This window comes from Pandoraea sputorum, assembly GCF_000814845.2.
Classification (GTDB): domain Bacteria; phylum Pseudomonadota; class Gammaproteobacteria; order Burkholderiales; family Burkholderiaceae; genus Pandoraea; species Pandoraea sputorum.
The window spans coordinates 907,599-925,338 of record NZ_CP010431.2 but is presented as its reverse complement, the minus strand read 5'-3'; the positions used below and the strand labels follow the sequence as shown (position 1 = coordinate 925,338).

At 60.7% G+C, this 17,740-nt stretch carries 17 protein-coding genes; 4 read left to right on the top strand and 13 right to left on the bottom strand.

The annotated features are described in order from the left end of the window. Window positions 1-121 precede the first annotated feature (121 nt). From NA29_RS04210 to NA29_RS04200, 3 genes are all read right to left on the bottom strand, one after another. On the bottom strand, window positions 122-1,438 hold the full coding sequence (locus tag NA29_RS04210; protein WP_039396016.1) for an MFS transporter: 1,317 nt from the start codon (window positions 1,436-1,438) through the stop codon (window positions 122-124). Next, window positions 1,435-2,658 carry a M20 aminoacylase family protein gene (locus NA29_RS04205; protein ID WP_095178409.1) on the bottom strand — a complete coding sequence of 408 codons (1,224 nt, stop codon included), beginning with the start codon at window positions 2,656-2,658 and terminating at the stop codon, window positions 1,435-1,437. The genes NA29_RS04210 and NA29_RS04205 overlap by 4 nt, the downstream gene beginning before the upstream one ends. Window positions 2,659-2,724: 66 nt before the next feature. After that, a complete protein-coding gene (locus NA29_RS04200; protein WP_052252511.1) occupies window positions 2,725-3,801 on the bottom strand; it encodes a porin in 1,077 nt (358 codons plus the stop codon). 241 nt (window positions 3,802-4,042) lie between these two features. Between NA29_RS04200 and NA29_RS04195 the strand changes: the two genes are divergently transcribed. Next, window positions 4,043-5,005, top strand: coding sequence for a LysR family transcriptional regulator (locus NA29_RS04195; protein ID WP_052252510.1), 963 nt, complete (start codon window positions 4,043-4,045; stop codon window positions 5,003-5,005). Window positions 5,006-5,184: 179 nt separating this feature from the next. Here the strand turns inward: NA29_RS04195 and ftrA are convergent, their stop codons facing one another. Then, window positions 5,185-6,159 (bottom strand): transcriptional regulator FtrA, encoded by a 975-nt coding sequence (gene ftrA, locus NA29_RS04190; protein WP_039396014.1) that lies wholly within the window; start codon window positions 6,157-6,159, stop codon window positions 5,185-5,187. A gap of 126 nt (window positions 6,160-6,285) precedes the next feature. On the opposite strand from ftrA, the gene NA29_RS04185 reads away from it, so the two are divergent. Beyond that, complete coding sequence (locus NA29_RS04185) at window positions 6,286-6,705, top strand: rhodanese-like domain-containing protein (protein ID WP_039396012.1); 420 nt, start codon at window positions 6,286-6,288, stop codon at window positions 6,703-6,705. A 26-nt stretch (window positions 6,706-6,731) separates the two neighbouring features. On the opposite strand, the gene NA29_RS04180 is transcribed toward NA29_RS04185, so the two are convergent. The 7 genes from NA29_RS04180 to NA29_RS04150 form a co-directional block, all read right to left on the bottom strand. After that, a complete protein-coding gene (locus tag NA29_RS04180) occupies window positions 6,732-7,232 on the bottom strand; it encodes a flavin reductase family protein (protein WP_039396010.1) in 501 nt (166 codons plus the stop codon). A gap of 127 nt (window positions 7,233-7,359) precedes the next feature. Continuing rightward, window positions 7,360-8,388: a methionine synthase gene (locus NA29_RS04175; RefSeq protein WP_174555896.1), complete on the bottom strand. Its 1,029-nt coding sequence runs from the start codon at window positions 8,386-8,388 to the stop codon at window positions 7,360-7,362. 26 nt (window positions 8,389-8,414) lie between these two features. Then, entirely contained in the window at window positions 8,415-9,398 is a 984-nt protein-coding gene (locus tag NA29_RS04170; RefSeq protein WP_039396008.1) for a DUF1852 domain-containing protein, read from the bottom strand. A gap of 33 nt (window positions 9,399-9,431) precedes the next feature. Then, window positions 9,432-10,115 (bottom strand): epoxyqueuosine reductase QueH, encoded by a 684-nt coding sequence (locus NA29_RS04165; protein ID WP_197701868.1) that lies wholly within the window; start codon window positions 10,113-10,115, stop codon window positions 9,432-9,434. A 123-nt stretch (window positions 10,116-10,238) separates the two neighbouring features. Then, window positions 10,239-11,129, bottom strand: a complete 891-nt coding sequence (locus NA29_RS04160) for a LysR family transcriptional regulator (RefSeq protein ID WP_039396004.1) — start codon at window positions 11,127-11,129, stop codon at window positions 10,239-10,241. 42 nt (window positions 11,130-11,171) lie between these two features. After that, the gene (locus NA29_RS04155) at window positions 11,172-12,008 is read right to left on the bottom strand and encodes an anti-sigma factor (RefSeq protein ID WP_306592191.1); all 837 of its coding nucleotides are present in this window, start codon (window positions 12,006-12,008) and stop codon (window positions 11,172-11,174) included. Further along, on the bottom strand, window positions 12,005-12,547 hold the full coding sequence (locus NA29_RS04150) for a sigma-70 family RNA polymerase sigma factor (RefSeq protein ID WP_224786723.1): 543 nt from the start codon (window positions 12,545-12,547) through the stop codon (window positions 12,005-12,007). Before NA29_RS04150 ends, NA29_RS04155 begins: the two co-directional genes overlap by 4 nt. Window positions 12,548-12,998: 451 nt before the next feature. Here NA29_RS04150 and NA29_RS04140 point away from each other — a divergent pair, with 451 nt between their 5' ends. Together NA29_RS04140 and NA29_RS04135 are read left to right on the top strand one after the other, a co-directional pair. Then, window positions 12,999-13,514 (top strand): fasciclin domain-containing protein, encoded by a 516-nt coding sequence (locus NA29_RS04140; protein WP_052253187.1) that lies wholly within the window; start codon window positions 12,999-13,001, stop codon window positions 13,512-13,514. A gap of 566 nt (window positions 13,515-14,080) precedes the next feature. Then, window positions 14,081-15,559: an amino acid permease gene (locus NA29_RS04135; protein WP_084103441.1), complete on the top strand. Its 1,479-nt coding sequence runs from the start codon at window positions 14,081-14,083 to the stop codon at window positions 15,557-15,559. A gap of 92 nt (window positions 15,560-15,651) precedes the next feature. On the opposite strand, the gene NA29_RS04130 is transcribed toward NA29_RS04135, so the two are convergent. Then, window positions 15,652-16,782, bottom strand: a complete 1,131-nt coding sequence (locus NA29_RS04130) for an aminotransferase class V-fold PLP-dependent enzyme (RefSeq protein WP_039395991.1) — start codon at window positions 16,780-16,782, stop codon at window positions 15,652-15,654. 133 nt (window positions 16,783-16,915) lie between these two features. Then, window positions 16,916-17,731, bottom strand: a complete 816-nt coding sequence (locus NA29_RS04125; RefSeq protein WP_052252509.1) for a phosphodiesterase — start codon at window positions 17,729-17,731, stop codon at window positions 16,916-16,918. Window positions 17,732-17,740 lie beyond the last annotated feature (9 nt).

The following is a 17,740-nucleotide window of genomic DNA, read 5'->3' as shown; positions in this document are numbered from 1 at the left end:
CAGCCACGACCTGACTTCAAGGGAGGCCGCCTCCCATGCGGTCCGAAGAAATGACCACTTCGGCGACCCCAAACCCTTGCTTGTCGCGCCAGACCGTCAAGCCAACCTTGCGTCGAGCGTATTAGTCCAGCGCCACACGCGACATTTCCCGGCTCTTGAGTGCCGCCACCAGCGAAATCAGGCTGATAGCGATCACATAGCCCGCCGGTGCCAACTTGGAACCGGTCACGGTAATCAGCCACGTCGCAATGAACTGCGCAAACCCGCCGAACACCGATACCCCCACACCATAGACAATCGCCAGCCCGGTCGCTCGGATGCGACGCGGGAACACCTCGGTAATCATCGTGACCGTTGTCACCGATATGAACACGGTAGGGATCGTCAGCACCGCTGCGACCACCAGCAACCGCACAGTGTCGGGGGCCGCCGTCAACCATGCAAATGCCGGCACGATCGATACCAGCAAGATCACACGAGCGATCGTCACCACGCGCTTGCGCCCCCAACGATCACTCGCGATACCGGCCACCGCAGCCAGCGCCATCTGCAACCCACCTGCCACGAACGACGCCCACAACCCGCTCGAGAGCGACAGCTTTAGCACGCCCACACCATAGTTAGTCAGGTAGTGCAGCGAGATGTAGTTCGACGAGGTCGCGCCAGCGGTCATGAGAATGCCCAGTACCAACGCTCGCCGATGCTCTACCAACACCTGCGCCACCGGGCTGCGGGCATTGCGTTTGGACGGCTCCACTTCGTGCGTCTCATCCAGATGCTTGCGGATGTAGGTACCCAATGGAATCAACGCGAGACCAATCAGAAATGGCACCCGCCAACCCCATGCAAGCAACTGTTCATTCGACAGGGAAGCTGTCAGCACCAGACCCACCAGCGAGCCAAGCAGCGTCGAGAACGCTTGACTAAACAACTGCCAGCTCGCGAACAGACCGCGATTGTTGGCATTGGCGTATTCAAGCAGCATCGACGTCGATGCCCCCACCTCCCCGCCCACCGCGAACCCCTGTACCAGCCGGCCTACGATCAGCAGCAACGGTGCGGCCATGCCGATCTGCGCGTACGTCGGCACCACGACGAACACCGCCGATCCCGCGGCCATCAGCCACAGTGTCAATGTCATCGCGGCCTTGCGTCCATGACGGTCGGCATAGGTGCCGATCACGATGCCCCCCAGCGGACGCACCACAAAGCCCACCCCGAAAGTCGCCAGCGACAGCAGCAACTGCGTGAACGGCGAGGCCGCCGGAAAGAACAGCTTGCCCAGCACGGTCGCGAAGTAGGTGTAGATCGCGAAATCGAAGAACTCCAGTCCGTTACCCACCGTGATCGCGACGATCTTCTTCGTGAGCGACACAGGTCGCGGGCTCGCGGTGCCATGCACAGTCTGTGCCGATGTCGTGTCGAGACGCGTCGTCATGCTGTTTGCTCCGGGCTCAGGAAGCGCTCGACCAGACGTGTCCAGTACGTTGCACCGATCGGCAGCAGCGCGTCGTTGAAATCGTAATGCGGGTTGTGCACCATGCAGCCACCGGCGCCTTCTCCGTTACCGATGATCAGGTAGCTGCCGGCGCACTTCTCCAGCATGAACGAGAAGTCTTCGCTGCCGGTCAGCGGTTCGAAGTCCTCCATTAGCCCCTGGGGGCCCAGCCAGTCCAGCGCCACTTGCCGCGCAAATTCGGTCATGTCGGCGTCGTTGATCAACGCCGGATATCGCCACCGGTAGTCGATCTCGGCATGCGCGCCGAACACGGCGGCCTGTGCATTCACCAGCTCGACGATGCGATCACGCAACTGCTCGCGCACTTTCGGTGTGTGCGCCCGAACGGACAGGCGAAGCTCCACGCTGTCCGGAATTACGTTGGGCGCATCGCCGCCGTGAATCGCCCCGACCGTCACCACCGCCATGCGGCGCGGGTCGACGTTACGCGACACGATCGATTGAAGCGCCACAACGATGTGCGACGCCGCAAGCACCGAATCAACACTGTCGTTCGGCATCGAACCGTGCCCGCCACGGCCGTGCACCCGAATAATCACCGTATCCGACGATGCCATGGCAGGGCCGGCTCGGAAACCGATCTTGCCGACCGGAAAGCCCGGCATGTTGTGATACGCGAACACAGCGTCGCACGGGAAACGCTCGAACAGACCGTCTTCGATCATTTTCTTTGCGCCGGCCAGCCCCTCCTCCGCCGGTTGGAAAATCAGATGCAAAGTACCGTCAAAGTCGCGCGTCTTGGCCAGATGGCGAGCCGCCGCCAGCAATGTCGCGGTGTGCCCGTCATGACCGCAGGCATGCATTTTCCCAGCGTGATGGCTGGCGTAAGGCTTACCGGTGGCCTCCTGGATCGGCAACGCATCCATGTCCGCGCGTATACCCACGGTTCGAGGACTGTCGCCCACCTTGAGGGTGCCCACCAGACCGGTGCCGCCAATGCCGCGCGAGACGGTGTAACCCCATTCTGTGAGCTTGCCGGCCACCAGGTCGCTCGTCTGGAATTCTTCGTAAGCCAGCTCCGGATGCGCGTGAATCTGATGACGCAGCGCGCGCATGCTGGCGTCGTGTTCGAGAATGTCGGCCGGGATGTCGGCCTCGATCACCGCCGGAAAGGCGTGCTCAGTGGTGTCGTGGGGCATCGTGTCTCCAATACAGAAATTACAGAAAGGCGAGCGCGCGATGCGCTCGCCTTGAACAACACAAATTCAGAAACGGTGCGTTACGCCCAACGCCGTCACGAACACGTCGCGTCCGGCACTGGTCTGTGCGTTATCGAGCGTGAGTGCCGATGCCCCGCCGTTGTTGATCCAGGCCATGCGCGCATACAACGCGGTGCGCTTGGACAACTGATAGTCGTAGCCGCCCAGCGCGCCGAACGCATGATTGCCACCACCGGCCACCAGGCGCTCGATGACCGACAACTTGAAAACATGCGGACCGACGGGCACGGTTGCGCCGAGCAGATACGTGGTCGCAATGCGCCCCGATGCGACGCTGGGCACGATGCGGTTGTAAGCCAGCGATAGCGTTGAGCTGCCGATCTTGTAGGACAAGCCTGCGCCGTAGTGGTCGGTGGCCCGGGACAAGTCGTCGCGTACCACGTTGTACGACAGGCCTGCATACAGGCGTTGGCCTTCGTATTGCGCCAGGTAGCCGGTGAAGTGCGCCGGTGCGCCGCTGGCGCTGGCGGTACTAAAGCCGTACAGCACCTGCCCTGAGAAACCGCTCATATCCGGCGTGGTGTAGCTCACGGCGTTCGCCACACGCGAATCGATACCTGTCGCGCTCCCCCCGAGATCCGATGTCGCGTAGGCCAGATTGGACATCAGCGACAGCTTGGTCAGGGCGTACGGATCGACCTGCGATGAGAGCGGGAAGATCGTCGGAAACTGACGGCCGAGTTTGAGCATGCCGTAGCGGCGCGAGCTCAACCACACGTTCGCTTCCCGATTGAAGATGGTGTTGGTTGACTGGAGCGTGCCATTGTTGGCGGTGAAGCCCGATTCCAGCCGGAAACCGGATTCGAGGCCCCCGCCCAGATCCTCCGTGCCTGTCAGCCCGAAACGTGAGGTCGAACCCGCACCGCTGCCGACTTGTGTCGAACTGCCCTTGCCCCCCGAGTCGTAGCTGACGTAGTTATCGACGGCGCCGTACAGTTGCACCTCAGCCCGCGCAGCGGTGTTGCCCACGACCAGTAACGCGCTCGTGGCAAGGCCGCTCAGTGCAACGCGCAAGGGGCGTCGATAGGCGGTCGTGCCGGTGCAGATGGGGATGCGGCTCATTTGTCTCCTGTGCGTGTGCCTAAGTGGCCCCTGGGGCGGCCCTATTTGAAAAATGCTTGCGTTCGGCTCATGAAATTTCGACGCATGGTAGCCACGTCAATTTCCAGCGAATAGGCAACGACAAATTTTCGCGTCAACCCTAGGTTGACACCCGTGCCAGCGCGTTCGATGATTCAATGTCACGCCCCAGCCCGAGTCGCTGCCGTCGCGCTGCCCGCGCCTTTTTTTCTGCTCTGAAACCATGTCGTCCGATCTGAAGCTCCATCAACTGGAATGCCTCGTCGCCGTGGCCGATCACGGTAGCGTGCGGGCTGCTGCGGGTAGGCTCGGCCGCTCGCCGACCGCTGTCAGCAAGGCGCTGCGGGAGCTTGAACAATCGATGAACGTGGTGCTGATGGAGCGCCGGGCGGATGGCGTGGGACTCACACCCTCTGGCACCGCCCTGCTCTCCCACGCACGATTGATCCTCGGACAACTGAGCCGGGCGAGCGAAGACGTGGCACAAGCGGCCGCCAAAAGAGGCGGCACGATTCGCATGTCTGTCACCCCATGGTTGATGCATGGCGTGATTCCAGCGGTCGTACGGGATTTTCGGGAACAACGTCCGGACGTTCAGCTCGATATCGCCGAGCATCTTGGAGGCGACTACCCGGCGGTGCGCAACGGGCAATTGGATTTCGCATTCGGTCCAAGTCCTGACGCAGGGCAAGAGCGCGCGCTGGAGATCCGGCCGATCTACACGTACTCGTTCGCGGTGGTTTGCCGCCCGGGGCATCGGGCGGCAGGCGCGCGCACGATCGCCGATCTGCGGGGTTACGACTGGCTGCTAAGCCGTTCGATGGAACGCACGGCACAGGCTATTCGTGCGTTGCTGGAAGACCAACGAGACGAGGCGGTGCAGCGTTGTCACTTCGCACGGTCGGTCAGCGCTGCACTAGCGATCGTGCGCTCGACCGACATGCTGACGGCAGTCCCCTGGCCGTTGATCGAGACCCCGGACATGCGCGACCGTTTTGTAGCTCTCGATTTTGATGCGATCAACGACGAGATTACGACGTGCCTGATCACCCGTAGATACGAGCCGCTGCAAGGCGCAGCACTGGCGTTTCTGGAAACGTTCTGGCGCGTCTCCCGAGGACTTGCAGGGTCCCCCGACGGCGCGACCCGTCGCATTTTTAGCATGGTGGAACCGGCGTATCTCTGATCGTGAGTGCCTTAATGGCGCTAATGCGCTCAAGCGCATGCACGATCCGGAAGTGACCATCGCGTGCGTGCGTTGCAGCCGAGCGGTGTCGGACGGCGGTTTCCGGGCTGGCTACCGTGCATCCGTGACCGGCAGTTCCGGATCGGAGTCGGCGGCTGAAGAAGGTATGGTTTTACCGATCAAACCTTCCGCGTTCGTGCGTCGTGGCCAAACTTCTCCCGATATGCGGCCGGACTTGTATGGGCGATGCGTCGGAAATGTCTGCGCATCGATTCCTCCGAGCCGAAGCCTGCCAGCTCGACGATGCGCTGCATCGGCATGGACGGTTGTGCTTCAAGTAGCTCTCGCGCCACCGCCACACGCTCGTGCGTCAGCCATTCATAAGGCGCCATGCCGGTAGCGTCCTGAAAATGCCGCTGCAAGGTGCGTGGACTCATCGCCGCCCTTTCGGCAAGCGAGCGCAGCGTGTGCGGTAAAGCCGGGTGTTGGCGCACCCAATCGATCAACTTCGCCAGACGTCCACTTTCGTCACGCGGCATGGGGCGCGGCACAAACTGCGCCTGACCGCCCTCGCGGTGCGGAGGCACCACAAGCCGCTGGGCAACCCGATTGGCCACTGCACTCCCGTAATCCCGTCGCACCAGATGGAGGAGCATGTCGAGCCCCGCTGCCGATCCCGCCGACGTAATGATCTGACCTTCGTCGACATACAGCGCGTCCGACTGTACGCGCACGTTCGGGTAACGCTGTTGCAATTTCTCGGCGTAGCGCCAGTGGGTGGTCACTGTCTTGCCATCGAGCACGCCAGCCGCAGCCAACACAAATACGCCCGAACAGATCGAGCAAAGACGTGCGCCACGCCGATGGGCTGCGCGAATCTTCTTGAGCAGCGCCTCGGGCGGCACTTCGTCCGGATCGCGCCACCCGGGCACCACAATCGTGTCAGCACTGTCGAGTCGCTTGAGCGCATAGGGCGCGGCAACGGTGATGCCACCGGCCGCACGCAACGGTCCGGGCTCGATAGCGCAAACGCTGAAGCGATACCAGTCGACACCGAGCTCGGGGCGCTCCAGCGCGAACAATTCGGTGACGCAGCCAAACTCGAAAGTACAGAGCCGGTCATACGCCAACGCAATGACAAGACGATTTTTCATGGCGTAATGTTACCGGATATTGTCATTTGCGACACTTATCGGCTTGACGCCGCAGCGGCAAAATGAGGGCTCCCGAATCGCGCTACCCGGGCTTCACGCGTACCGCATTTTCCTTCGATCCAACCTATGTCCACCCTCAGCGAAAAGAACGCCGTCACCGCTATCCCCGCCGCCGAGAGCGCTGCTGCACTCGCCCACTTTCGCGCGTCGCTACAATTTGAAACCGATTGCTCCGATGTTGCCAGTGCACTGACCAGCGGATCACCCGGCTTCGTGTTGCTCGACGTTCGAAGCCCGGCGCTGTTTGCCCGCGGGCACATACGTGGCGCAGTGAACTTGATGCACGGCAAGATCATCGCGTCGAAGCTCGCCGAATATTCGGACGACACGCTTTTCGTGACCTACTGCGCGGGACCGCACTGCAACGGCGCAACGCGAGGGGCCATTCGGCTGGCACAGTTGGGACGGCCAGTGAAGGTGATGATGGGCGGTGTTACCGGATGGCTCGACGAAGGCTTCGACCTTGCAGTGGGCGAACTTGAGTGATCTATACAGGGGGCGCAAAGCGGCCGTCAGTGATCGGCAATGTTGCGATATTGCCCTTTGAAGTACAACAACGGCTGATTCGCCGCAGCATCCTGCGCGTCTAACGCCTTCACTTCGCCGATCACAATCATGTGATCGCCTGCGGCGTGTTCGGCGTAGATTTCGCAATCCAGCCAGTGAAGACTTCCCGGAATGATCGGGTTGCCCAGCGGCGAGGTCTGCCAATCGACGCCGCGCCATTTGTCGGTGCCTCGTCGGGCGAACTGGTTGGAAATGTCCGCTTGTTCTCCCGACAGGATGTTGACGGCGAAGCGTCCCGCCTGACGGATCCTGGGATAGCTGGCCGACGTCGCCATCACGCTGAACGACACCAGCGGCGGAGTCGTCGACACGCTATAGAACGACTGACAAGTGAAGCCTAACGGCTCGTCGTCGATGTGCGACGTAATGATCGTAATACCGGAAGCGTAGTGCCCGAGCGCTTCACGAAAGCGCAGTGGTTCGATGGCCGGACGGGGAAGTGACATAGCTGAGGGGGAAATACCGAGGGGCAATTCGATTGGCGCAAGCCAACCCGTGCGTCGCGCGCCCCCCCGATTGTTTCGGATCGGTCACGACATCTTACGGGCCGACTTGCGCCTGACGGCTTAGCACTTAGTTCGACAGTTCGCGACGCACGATTTCCGCACCGGCGCTCAGTGCAGCCAGCTTGCCGCGTGCCACCGCACGGGACAGTGGCGCCATACCGCAGTTGGTGCACGGAAAGAGCTTGTCGGCGTCGACAAACTGCAATGCCTTGCGCAGCGTGCTGGCGACTTCTTCCGGCGTTTCGATGGTTTCGGAGGCCACGTCAATGGCCCCGACCATCACCTTCTTGCCGCGAATGAGCTCGATCAGATCGATGGGCACATGCGAGTTGTGGCATTCCAGCGAGATCATATCGATGCTGGATTTTTGCAGCTTCGGAAAGGCTTCTTCATACTGACGCCACTCCGTGCCCAGCGACTTCTTCCAGTCCGTATTGGCTTTGATGCCATAGCCGTAGCAAATGTGAACGGCGGTTTCGCACTTGAGCCCTTCGATGGCGCGCTCCAGCGTCGCCACGCCCCATTCGTTGACTTCGTCGAAGAAGACGTTGAATGCCGGTTCGTCGAATTGAATGATGTCGACGCCCGCTGCTTCCAGTTCCTTCGCTTCCTCATTGAGAATCTTGGCGAATTCCCAGGCCAGCTTTTCGCGGCTCTTGTAGTGATCGTCGTACAGCGTGTCGATCATCGTCATCGGGCCGGGCAGCGCCCACTTGATCGGCTGCTTGGTCTGCGCACGCAAGAACTTCGCGTCTTCGACGAACACCGGCTTTTGACGGGCGACAGCGCCCACGACCGTCGGCACGCTCGCGTCGTAGCGGTCGCGAATTCGCACGGTCTGACGGTTATTGAAGTCCACGCCGCTCAGGTGTTCGATAAACGTCGTCACGAAATGCTGACGCGTCTGCTCGCCGTCGCTGACGATATCAATGCCTGCGTGCTGCTGCTCTTGCAGAGACAGACGCAGTGCATCTTGCTTGCCCTGTACCAATTCTTCGCCTTCCAGCTTCCAGGGCGACCAGAGTTTCTCGGGTTCTGCGAGCCAGGACGGTTTCGGCAAGCTACCTGCAGTCGAAGTCGGCAACAATTTTTTCACGATGAATGACCTTGCGTTTAAGTGAGTCAATGAGCGTAGTTAGCGGACCACTGATCAAGCGTGGCGCGGTAGGGTTTGACGAAGTGCTCCTCGACAAACTTCCCTTGCTCGATAGCCAGACGGCTACGTTCTTCTCGATCGTAGACAATGCGAGTCAGCGAGTAATCCTGATGCTTCAGGCTCGGCTGATAGGATTCCCCTGCGGCGGAATTCGCGTTGTAAATCTCAGGGCGATAGATCTTCTGGAACGTGTCCATCGTGCTGATCGTGCTGATCAGTTCGAGATCCGTGTAATCGCCGAGCAAATCGCCGGAGAAATAGAAAGCCAGAGGCGCGACGCTATTGCGAGGCATGAAATAGCGAACTCTCAAGCCCATCTTCGCGAAGTATTCATCGGTCAGCGAATACTCGTCCTGCAGGTATTCGGTGCCCAGCACAGGGTGCACATTGGCCGTTCTACGGTAGGTGCGCGTGCTCGACACGCTCAGGCAAATGACAGGTTGCTTGTTGAAGTTGGCTTTGTAAGTGTCCGAGTTCACGAACGACTTGAACAGCTTGCCATGCAGGTCGCCGAAGTTCTCCGGCGTGCCGAACTTCGGCTGGTCCTTGTTGTGCGCCAGCAAGAGCACGCTGAAGTCGTAATCGCGCACATAGGAGGAGAAGTTGTTCCCTGCCATGCCGTCGATATGCACGTTGTTCTTCTTGTCGAAAATACTGGTTTTCAATATTTCGATCAGCGGAAGCGCGGTCCCATTATTTTCACCGCCAATGCTCATTTCGACGGAAATGATGTCGAGCTTGACGGTGTAACGGTCGCCCTTCGGATTGTCCCAATGCGCCAGCGCATTGAAACGGTTGTCGATCATCTGGAGGGTGTTGCGCAGGTTTTCCTGGCGGCGGCTGCCACGGGCCAAATTAGCAAAATTGGTCGTGATGCGCGTGTTGTCCGACGGACGATAGTCCTCGTCGAAAGGAATGCGCTTGATGGCGAATGTGAAATCTTGACTCATGATGATCTGACGCTCTGATTCTGAAATTGAAACTTACTCGCCCTGTTCTGCGGTGCCGTCACCGTAGAACGTCACGCCGAGTTGAATGCGCTCACGACCGCTCTCCACACGATGCTTGTTCGTGTCGCGCAGCGAATAAATGCAGCCGCAGTACTCTTGCTGGTAGAAGTTCTCGCGCTTGCTGATCTCGATCATGCGAGCGGACCCGCCGCCTTTGCGCCAGTTGTATTCCCAGTACAGCATGTCGGGATAGTGAGACGCTGCGCGCACGCCACAATCGTTGATCTGCTGCATGTTTTTCCAGCGCGAGATCCCGAGCGAACTCGTGATGACCGGAAAGCCATGCTCATGGGCATACAGCGCGGTGCGCTCGAAGCGCATGTCGAAGCACATCGTGCAGCGCACGCCGCGCTCCGGTTCGTGCTCCATACCTTTGGCACGTTCGAACCAGTTGTCGCGGTCGTAATCGGCGTCGACGAACGGAATCCCGAACTTCTCGGCAAAACGGATGTTCTCGTTCTTGCGAAGCTCGTATTCCTTGAGCGGATGGATATTCGGGTTGTAGAAGAAGATCGTGAAGTCGATGCCGGAAGCCTGAATGGCCTCCATGACTTCACCGGAGCACGGCGCGCAGCATGAGTGCAGCAACACCTTCTTGTGCCCGCCGGGTAATGCCAATGGCTTGCGTTCGATTGCGGACACCACGAGAAGCTCCATGAATAACGCCCGCGTACATCGGACTATGAGCTTCGGATTATGGTGTCCGACCCACCATTATGAAAATCGATAAATTCTCATATTTCCATGAATACCATTCATGTGAATCACTGCAACGAAACGTCAGACCTTGGCGGGGTGCTTCGCCTGCTCGATAAATGCGCGCAGATAATCGGTCTCCATATCGGCCTCGCGAGCGCCCAGATAGATGTGCTTAGCGATACCGTTCTTGCCCAGTCGGACGGGCACCACGTCCATCTTGTCCGCGTACTCCAGCACGAGCCAGCGAGGTAGCGCCGCCACACCACGACCGCTCGCGACCATCTGCATCATGATGTCGGTGGTTTCGATGGGTTTATGGCGCTTCGGCGTAATGCCCGCCGGTGTGAGGAACATGTTGTAGATATCCAGACGGTCGACCGGCACCGGATAAGCCACCAGCACCTCATTGGTCAGTTGCCTGGGCTTGATGTATGGCTCGTTGGCCAGCTTGTGGTTGCTGGCAACGACCAGCACCTGTTCGTAATCGAACACCGGCTCGAAGACGAGTCCTGGCTTGTTCAGCGGATCGGGCGTGACCAGCAGATCGATCTCGTAACCGAACAGCGCACCAATGCCACCGAACTGGAATTTCTGTTTGACGTCGACATCGACGTCCGGCCACGCGGCCAGATAGGGCGACACGACTTTGAGCAACCACTGGTAACAAGGGTGGCATTCCATGCCGATGCGCAGCGCGCCCCGCTCACCCTGCGCGAACTGCTGCAAGCGCTCCTCGGCCAGATCCAGTTGCGGCAGCACCCGGTTGGCCACCGCCAGCAAATATTGACCGGCCTGCGTCAGACGCAAACTTCGGCCTTCACGCAACCAGATGTGGGTGCCCAGTTGCTGCTCCAGCTTCTTCATGCTGTGGCTCAGCGCCGACTGCGTCACGTGCAGCACACCTGCAGCGGCGGTCAGCGACCCCTGCTTTTCCACCTCCTGAACGATGGACAAATGGATACGGTCAAGCATGATGGATGAGCAGAATTCATATTTTGTTGCGATGCCCGGATTCTACGTCATCAATTCATGACGCTGCGAGAAGCCAAGCGCCCCCAACGCAGCCAGCGCTTCCTCCATCTGACAAGCAGCATCAAGCCGGATGAAGCGCACCCGTCGCGATGACCGGACCGGTAGGCTGTCCGGTGGGCGATCCCCCGGTGGTTCGAGGGATACGGCAAGCACGGCGGCGGAACTGCGCAACGCGGTGGCCATCGTGCTGGACAGCGGGATCGTCACCGTTTGCGCGGGATCGAAAACGCCGAGCGGGACGGGTTTGGCATCGCCCTGCACCAGCCACAGCTCGGTCACTTTGTTTTCGGCAATCGTTGGCCGATTCGCGGGGACGATAAGGAGTTGATCCTGTTGCGACGCGAGGGTCGCGGTCCAATGGGCGACGCCATCCTGCCGTGCGATCGTCGCCACTCGATAATCGAGCGAGACGGATTGCGTCGGTGTGCCACCCGGTAAGGCGAACTTGAACACCACGGCGAGCAACACCAGCGCGGCAACGCTCGCGCCGATGCCAAGCCATCGCCACAGTGGCAGAGAATCCCAGAGCCCTGCCGATGTCGCGTTGGGCGTTGCCTGAGGCGTCGCACGGGTCGTAGCACTCGGTTGCTTCGGCCGGATCGCCTGCTCGACACGCTGCCACACCCAATCCGGTGGCGCTTCGTGCGGCAAGTCTTCGATCAGCGGCGTCAGACGATCCTGCCAGAACGTCAGTTGCGCCTGCAACGCCGGATTCGCCAATGTCTCCCGCTCCAGCGCCAGACGTTCGTCCGCCTCCATCACACCGAGCACATACTCGGCGCAACGCAGATCGTCATCGGAATGCGAGGGCGTGTTCATGGTTCAAGACACCCTTTTAGCTGCATCAAGCTGCGACGTATCCAGCTCTTTACGGTGCCCAGCGGGACTGTGAGACGTTCCGCAAGCTCGCTGTATGCCAGCCCGCTGAAAAATGCCTCGCATACGGCATTGCGTTGTTGTGGCGGGAGAAGTTGCAAGCAGTGCTCCAGTCGACGCCGAGCCTCGCTGGCCTCCGCCATGCGCAGCGGTGAGGGTGTGTCGTCGGGAATACTGAGGGCGTGGTCCTCGTCGAGCGACGCTTCGCGAGACTGCCGCAGGCGGTCGATCACGCGGTTGCGCGCCAGCGTAATCAGCCATGTCATCGCCGTGCCACGGGAGGCATCGAATGCCGAAGCGCGCCGCCACACGTTGATATAGACGTCCTGCAGCAGATCCTCGGCTTCCGCACGATCGGACACCATGCGCACGATCACACCGAAGATCCGTGCCGACGTCTTTCGATAGAGCGCAGCGAACGCCTCGCGATCTTCGTTCGCGACAGCAATCAGCATCGCGCCGAGTTCCTCGCGCGCAGCCATAAGTGCTTCGTCCGCAGGCGGGCGTGCAGACGCTGGGCGTGGCCGGTCTTCGCTTTCCCTGGATTCGTTCATGCGTGCAAGGCAGTCGCGAAAATCGTTACGGTTTGGTTCTGCGGAATATAGCACCTTCGCCTCCGGTCGGGAGATGCCTTAACGACCACGCCATTCAGGATGTTCGTGCCAGCGACAAGGAACGGCTTTTCTATCGACAGATACGAGCGTCAAGCGCAGACGGATGCATGCCGGTCACCGATCACTTTTTTGCTCGCGGCGGTCCCCGCTGGCATCTGCGCGAGCGATCTTTTTCACTTCTTTGAATCCGATCACAGCATCGACTCGTATTTATCGTTGCTTCCGCTTTGCGAAGCGCTATAGAACGGGTGAAGACATGAGAACGCAACGATTTGGTGGATTTCTGCTGGTCCTGGTTGCAGCCGGTTACTTCCCGGGCATGCACGCCACGGCGGCGTCGATGGACGGCAGCGAAAAGACAGTCATGGTGGGCGGGGCGGCGATGTACCCATCGAAGAACATCGTCGAAAACGCCGTGAACTCGAAGGACCACACGACACTGGTCGCCGCCGTGAAGGCGGGCGGTCTGGTCGATACGCTGTCCGGACCGGGACCGTTCACCGTCTTCGCGCCGACCAACGAGGCCTTTGCCGCGCTTCCCGCTGGCACCGTCGACACGCTGCTCAAGCCGGAGAGCAAGCCGACGCTGGTCAAGGTGCTGACGTATCACGTCGTCCCGGGCAAGCTGGGCGCACAAGAACTGATGGGCATGGTGAAAAGCGGCGGCGGCCAGGCGATGCTCAAAACCGTGGAAGGCGACTCGCTGACTGTCAAACAAAGCGGTAATGGGCTAACCGTCACCGACGACAAAGGCAATGTCGCCAAAGTCACCATCGGCGACGTATTCCAGTCCAATGGCGTGATTCACGTCGTCAACAAGGTGCTGATGCCCTGAGCATTAGTCCGGCGCAGTCAGGCGCAAATGGAAGTGAAGGCTGCAGGCATCGCGCATGTTTAGCTTGCGCGGTGCCGCGTCCGACGTCTGGCCGTGTTTTTGGTTCGGATGACGAGACACATAACCGGGGAACGCCGACGATCGCCGAACTCACTCGCCCTGCATCCCCCCAACTGACGCTCCGAGCCCCCGGCCAAGCCCCACCGCACCATTGCGCCTCATCCACCGTCCCGCAGGGCGATTTGTTGCGCCAAAGCGGCACGCAGTAGCGAAAAGTAGTCCCGCACCGGCCTCCCGCAGTACAATCCCCCCACTCCGCATTCCCCTCCGTTGGCCGGTTCGGTGATTCCGAGCCGGGCACGCCATTTCCCCGGGACTTCCACAAGACGTCTGATGTCCACACGCCGGGGATGAGCGCAACCTCGTCAGGCCCGCAAACGCCTGACGCCCCGGGCCGGGGGGACGCTTATTCGCACTTGAGGAACACCACTTTGGCTTCATCGGAACACGACCCGTCCCGCGCTGGCGACGAGCCAGGCGCATCGGCCCCGTCCGCACCGTCCGAATTGCGCCGCTCCCTGTCAGCGCGCCACCTGACAATGATCGCCGTCGGCGGGTCCATCGGCACCGGCCTGTTTGTCGCCTCGGGCGCGACCATCGCGCAGGCAGGCCCCGGCGGCGCGCTGCTCGGTTATGTACTGATCGGCCTCATGGTCTACTTCCTGATGACGAGTCTGGGCGAACTGGCCGCCGCCATGCCCGTATCCGGCTCGTTCTCGACCTACGGCGCGCGCTACGTCGACGAAGGCTTCGGCTTCGCGCTGGGCTGGAACTACTGGTACAACTGGGCCGTCACGGTCGCGGTAGACCTCGTGGCCGCGCAACTCGTCATGGCGTACTGGTTCCCCGACATTCCCGGGGTCTACTGGAGCGCCCTCTTCCTCGCGATCACCTTCGGTCTGAATGCGTTATCGGCACGCGGTTTCGGCGAAGCCGAATTCTGGTTCGCACTCGTCAAGGTGATTGCTGTGCTGGCCTTCGTGGCAATGGGCGTGATGATGCTGCTGGGCATCATTCGCGGCGGTGAAACCGGCGGCGCGGCCAACTGGACGGTAGGCGACGCACCTTTCGCTGGCGGCTTCGCAGCGCTGATCGGTGTGGCGATGGTCGTGGGCTTCTCGTTCCAGGGTACCGAACTCATCGGCATCGCAGCGGGCGAGTCCAAGGATCCGGCGCGCAACCTGCCGCGCGCAGTGCGTCAGGTCTTCTGGCGCATTCTGCTGTTCTATGTGGCGGCGATCCTCGTGATCGGCCTGCTGATTCCGTATACCGACCCGCATTTGCTTCGCAATGACGTAACCGATATCAGCGTCAGTCCGTTCGCCCTGATCTTCGAACGGGCGGGGCTGCTGGGCGCGGCGTCGGTCATGAATGCCGTGGTGCTGACCTCTGTGCTCTCAGCGGGCAACTCAGGGATGTATGCCGCAACGCGCATGCTCTACAGCCTGGCGCGCGACGGCAAAGCACCGAAGATCTTCGGCAACATCTCGCGCAACGGGGTGCCGATGTCGGCATTGCTGGCGACGGCCGCCGTCGCCGCTCTGTGCTTCTTCACGTTCGTGTTCAGCCCCAACGCCGTCTACATCTGGTTGCTCAACACCTCGGGCATGACGGGCTTCATCGCGTGGCTGGGTATCGCGATCAGCCATTACCGCTTCCGTCGCGGCTACGTTCGGCAGGGCCACGATCTCGCCAATCTGCCGTACGTTTCACCGTTCTTCCCGTTCGGTCCGATCTTCGCATTCGCGCTGTGCCTGATCATCACGCTGGGCCAGAACTACGAGGCATTCCTTCAGGACAAGATCGATTGGGGCGGCGTGGTCGCGACCTACATCGGCATCCCCCTGTTCTTGTTGATCTGGGCGGGCTACCGGCTGGTGCGAGGTTCGCATTTCGTGAAGTATCGCGACATGCATTTCCCTCGCGGGCAAATGCGCGTCCGCGCGAATTCGACGGATGGGGAACCGGTTGGGGAGACGGTCTGAAGCGTGATGCTTCAGACGTACATTCGGAAATTCTGCAAGGGCGAAGCCGTTGATCCTTAACCCGCCCTTGCAGTAATTCGCTACGTCACAAATTACTTGAGCACGCTGTCCAGTGCCTTCGCGAACCGGTTCACGGCAGCGTCGACATCGTTGAGCTTGTCGAGACCGAACAGGCCGATACGGAATGTCTTGAAGTCTTCCGGCTCGTCGCAACGCAGCGGCACACCGGCTGCGGTCTGCACACCCACCTCGGCAAACTTCTTCCCCGAGCGGATGCCATCGTCGTCGGTGTAGCAGACGACAACGCCCGGCGCTTCGAACCCTTCAGCCGCCACGCTCTTAAAGCCCTTCTCCGCCAGCAGCGCACGAATGCGTCGGCCGAGTTCGAGCTGTTCGTCACGCACCTTCTCGAGACCGTCGGCTTCCGTTTCCTTGATGACGTCGCGCAGCACGGCGAGACTGTCGGTCGGCATGGTGGCGTGATAGGCGAAGCCGCCCTTCTCGTAGGCTTCCATGATCTGGAGCCACTGACGAAGGTCGCACGCGAAGCTGGTGCTCGTGGTGCTGTCGATGCGCTCGCGCGCGAGTGTGCCGAGCATCACCAGTGCGCAGCAAGGCGATGCGCTCCAGCCCTTCTGCGGGGCGCTGATCAGCACGTCCACGCCGCACGCCTGCATGTCGACCCACACCGTGCCCGATGCAATGCAATCGAGCACGAACATGCCGCCGACCGAATGCACCGCGTCGGCCACGGCGCGAAGATACGCGTCGGGCAGCATCATGCCGGAGGCCGTCTCGACGTGCGGCGCAAACACCAGATCCGGCTTCTCTGCCTTGATGGCGGCAACCACTTCGTCGATGGGCGCAGGGGCAAACGGCGCTTGCCGTCCCTGCTGAACGGGACGCGCCTTGAGCACCACCGTCTCCGACGGAATGTTGCCCATGTCGAAAATCTGCGACCAGCGGAAGCTGAACCAGCCGTTGCGAATGACCAGACACTTCTTGTTCGTCGCGAACTGGCGTGCCACGGCCTCCATGCCGAACGTGCCGCTGCCCGGGACGACAACGACCGATTTGGCGTTGTAGACCTTCTTCAGGCCATCGGAAATATCACGCATCACGCCCTGAAAGCGCTGCGACATGTGATTGACGGAACGGTCGGTGTAGACGACCGAGTATTCGAGCAAGCCGTCGCGGTCGACGTCGGGGAGTAATCCTGGCATGTCTGCCTCCGATAATAGTTATGTGAATCGGTCTGGGACAGATTCTAACGAAATCCCATTGCCAGCGCCCTGATGGAAAGCCCCCGTCCAGATCGGGGTTCTCTATGACGCACGCCCGATGCCTGCCTCCGACTTACATGCTGCGCATACCCGCGTCCTCGTCCACGAGCGCCGACTTGTCGAGATAGTCGTGGAAGTGCACCGTCACCTGATCGGCGGCGAGCAGCACCACCGCGTACGCGGGCGGTTCGTGACTCTGGCGAACGAGATCGACCGTGTGCATATCGAACGGCACCTGATGGTTCAGGCCGCGCATCGTCGAGTAAGGAATGCCGTGCCAGCTTCCGCAAACCGGACGGTGAACATGGCCGAAGAAGAGATGCCGGATGTTCTTGTGTCCGCTCACGCACTTCAGGAACGCCTGCGGGTTCGCCAGCCCGATGTGATCGAGGCTCGGAATGCCGATGTCGAACGGCGGGTGATGCATGAACAGATAAACCGGGCGATCTCCCGCCTCATCCAACTGACGCGCAAGCCAGGCCAGTCGCGACTCGCAATACAGGCCGCCATGTTGGCCTTCGTCCAGCGTATCGAGCATCAGCAACGTGCCGTCGCCCGCACCGCCCAGATCGAAGCGGCCCTGCACAAAACCATCGGCGTCGCGCAAGCGATCCGGAAACGACTCGGTGAATGCCGAGCGCAGATCATGGTTGCCCATCAACGGGAAGACGGGGAAAGGCAGCCGGTCGAGTTGCTCGCGCAATGCAGCGTAGCCTGTCGCTTCGCCACGATGCGTCAGATCGCCGGTGATCACGCAGCACCTGGCGTCCGTGTGATTCTCGATAATATCGTCGACGCAGGCGACCAGACGCGCGTAGGGATCGAGTCCGTACAACGGTTCGCCCGGTGTGACGAGATGGGTGTCGGTGATATGAATGAACTTTGTCATGCGGATACG

What these genes read in the sequence shown, in the direction of transcription:
- NA29_RS04195 (WP_052252510.1), top strand. Translation starts at nt 4,043, where the DNA reads ATGTCGTCCGATCTGAAGCTCCATCAACTGGAATGCCTCGTCGCCGTG.
- NA29_RS04165 (WP_197701868.1), bottom strand. Translation starts at nt 10,115, where the DNA reads ATGGAGCTTCTCGTGGTGTCCGCAATCGAACGCAAGCCATTGGCATTA.
- NA29_RS04210 (WP_039396016.1), bottom strand. Translation starts at nt 1,438, where the DNA reads ATGACGACGCGTCTCGACACGACATCGGCACAGACTGTGCATGGCACC.
- NA29_RS04125 (WP_052252509.1), bottom strand. Translation starts at nt 17,731, where the DNA reads ATGACAAAGTTCATTCATATCACCGACACCCATCTCGTCACACCGGGC.
- NA29_RS04155 (WP_306592191.1), bottom strand. Translation starts at nt 12,008, where the DNA reads ATGAACACGCCCTCGCATTCCGATGACGATCTGCGTTGCGCCGAGTAT.
- NA29_RS04160 (WP_039396004.1), bottom strand. Translation starts at nt 11,129, where the DNA reads ATGCTTGACCGTATCCATTTGTCCATCGTTCAGGAGGTGGAAAAGCAG.
- NA29_RS04170 (WP_039396008.1), bottom strand. Translation starts at nt 9,398, where the DNA reads ATGAGTCAAGATTTCACATTCGCCATCAAGCGCATTCCTTTCGACGAG.
- NA29_RS04140 (WP_052253187.1), top strand. Translation starts at nt 12,999, where the DNA reads ATGCACGCCACGGCGGCGTCGATGGACGGCAGCGAAAAGACAGTCATG.
- NA29_RS04130 (WP_039395991.1), bottom strand. Translation starts at nt 16,782, where the DNA reads ATGCCAGGATTACTCCCCGACGTCGACCGCGACGGCTTGCTCGAATAC.
- ftrA (WP_039396014.1), bottom strand. Translation starts at nt 6,159, where the DNA reads ATGAAAAATCGTCTTGTCATTGCGTTGGCGTATGACCGGCTCTGTACT.
- NA29_RS04150 (WP_224786723.1), bottom strand. Translation starts at nt 12,547, where the DNA reads ATGGCTGCGCGCGAGGAACTCGGCGCGATGCTGATTGCTGTCGCGAAC.
- NA29_RS04200 (WP_052252511.1), bottom strand. Translation starts at nt 3,801, where the DNA reads ATGAGCCGCATCCCCATCTGCACCGGCACGACCGCCTATCGACGCCCC.
- NA29_RS04205 (WP_095178409.1), bottom strand. Translation starts at nt 2,658, where the DNA reads ATGCCCCACGACACCACTGAGCACGCCTTTCCGGCGGTGATCGAGGCC.
- NA29_RS04185 (WP_039396012.1), top strand. Translation starts at nt 6,286, where the DNA reads ATGTCCACCCTCAGCGAAAAGAACGCCGTCACCGCTATCCCCGCCGCC.
- NA29_RS04180 (WP_039396010.1), bottom strand. Translation starts at nt 7,232, where the DNA reads ATGTCACTTCCCCGTCCGGCCATCGAACCACTGCGCTTTCGTGAAGCG.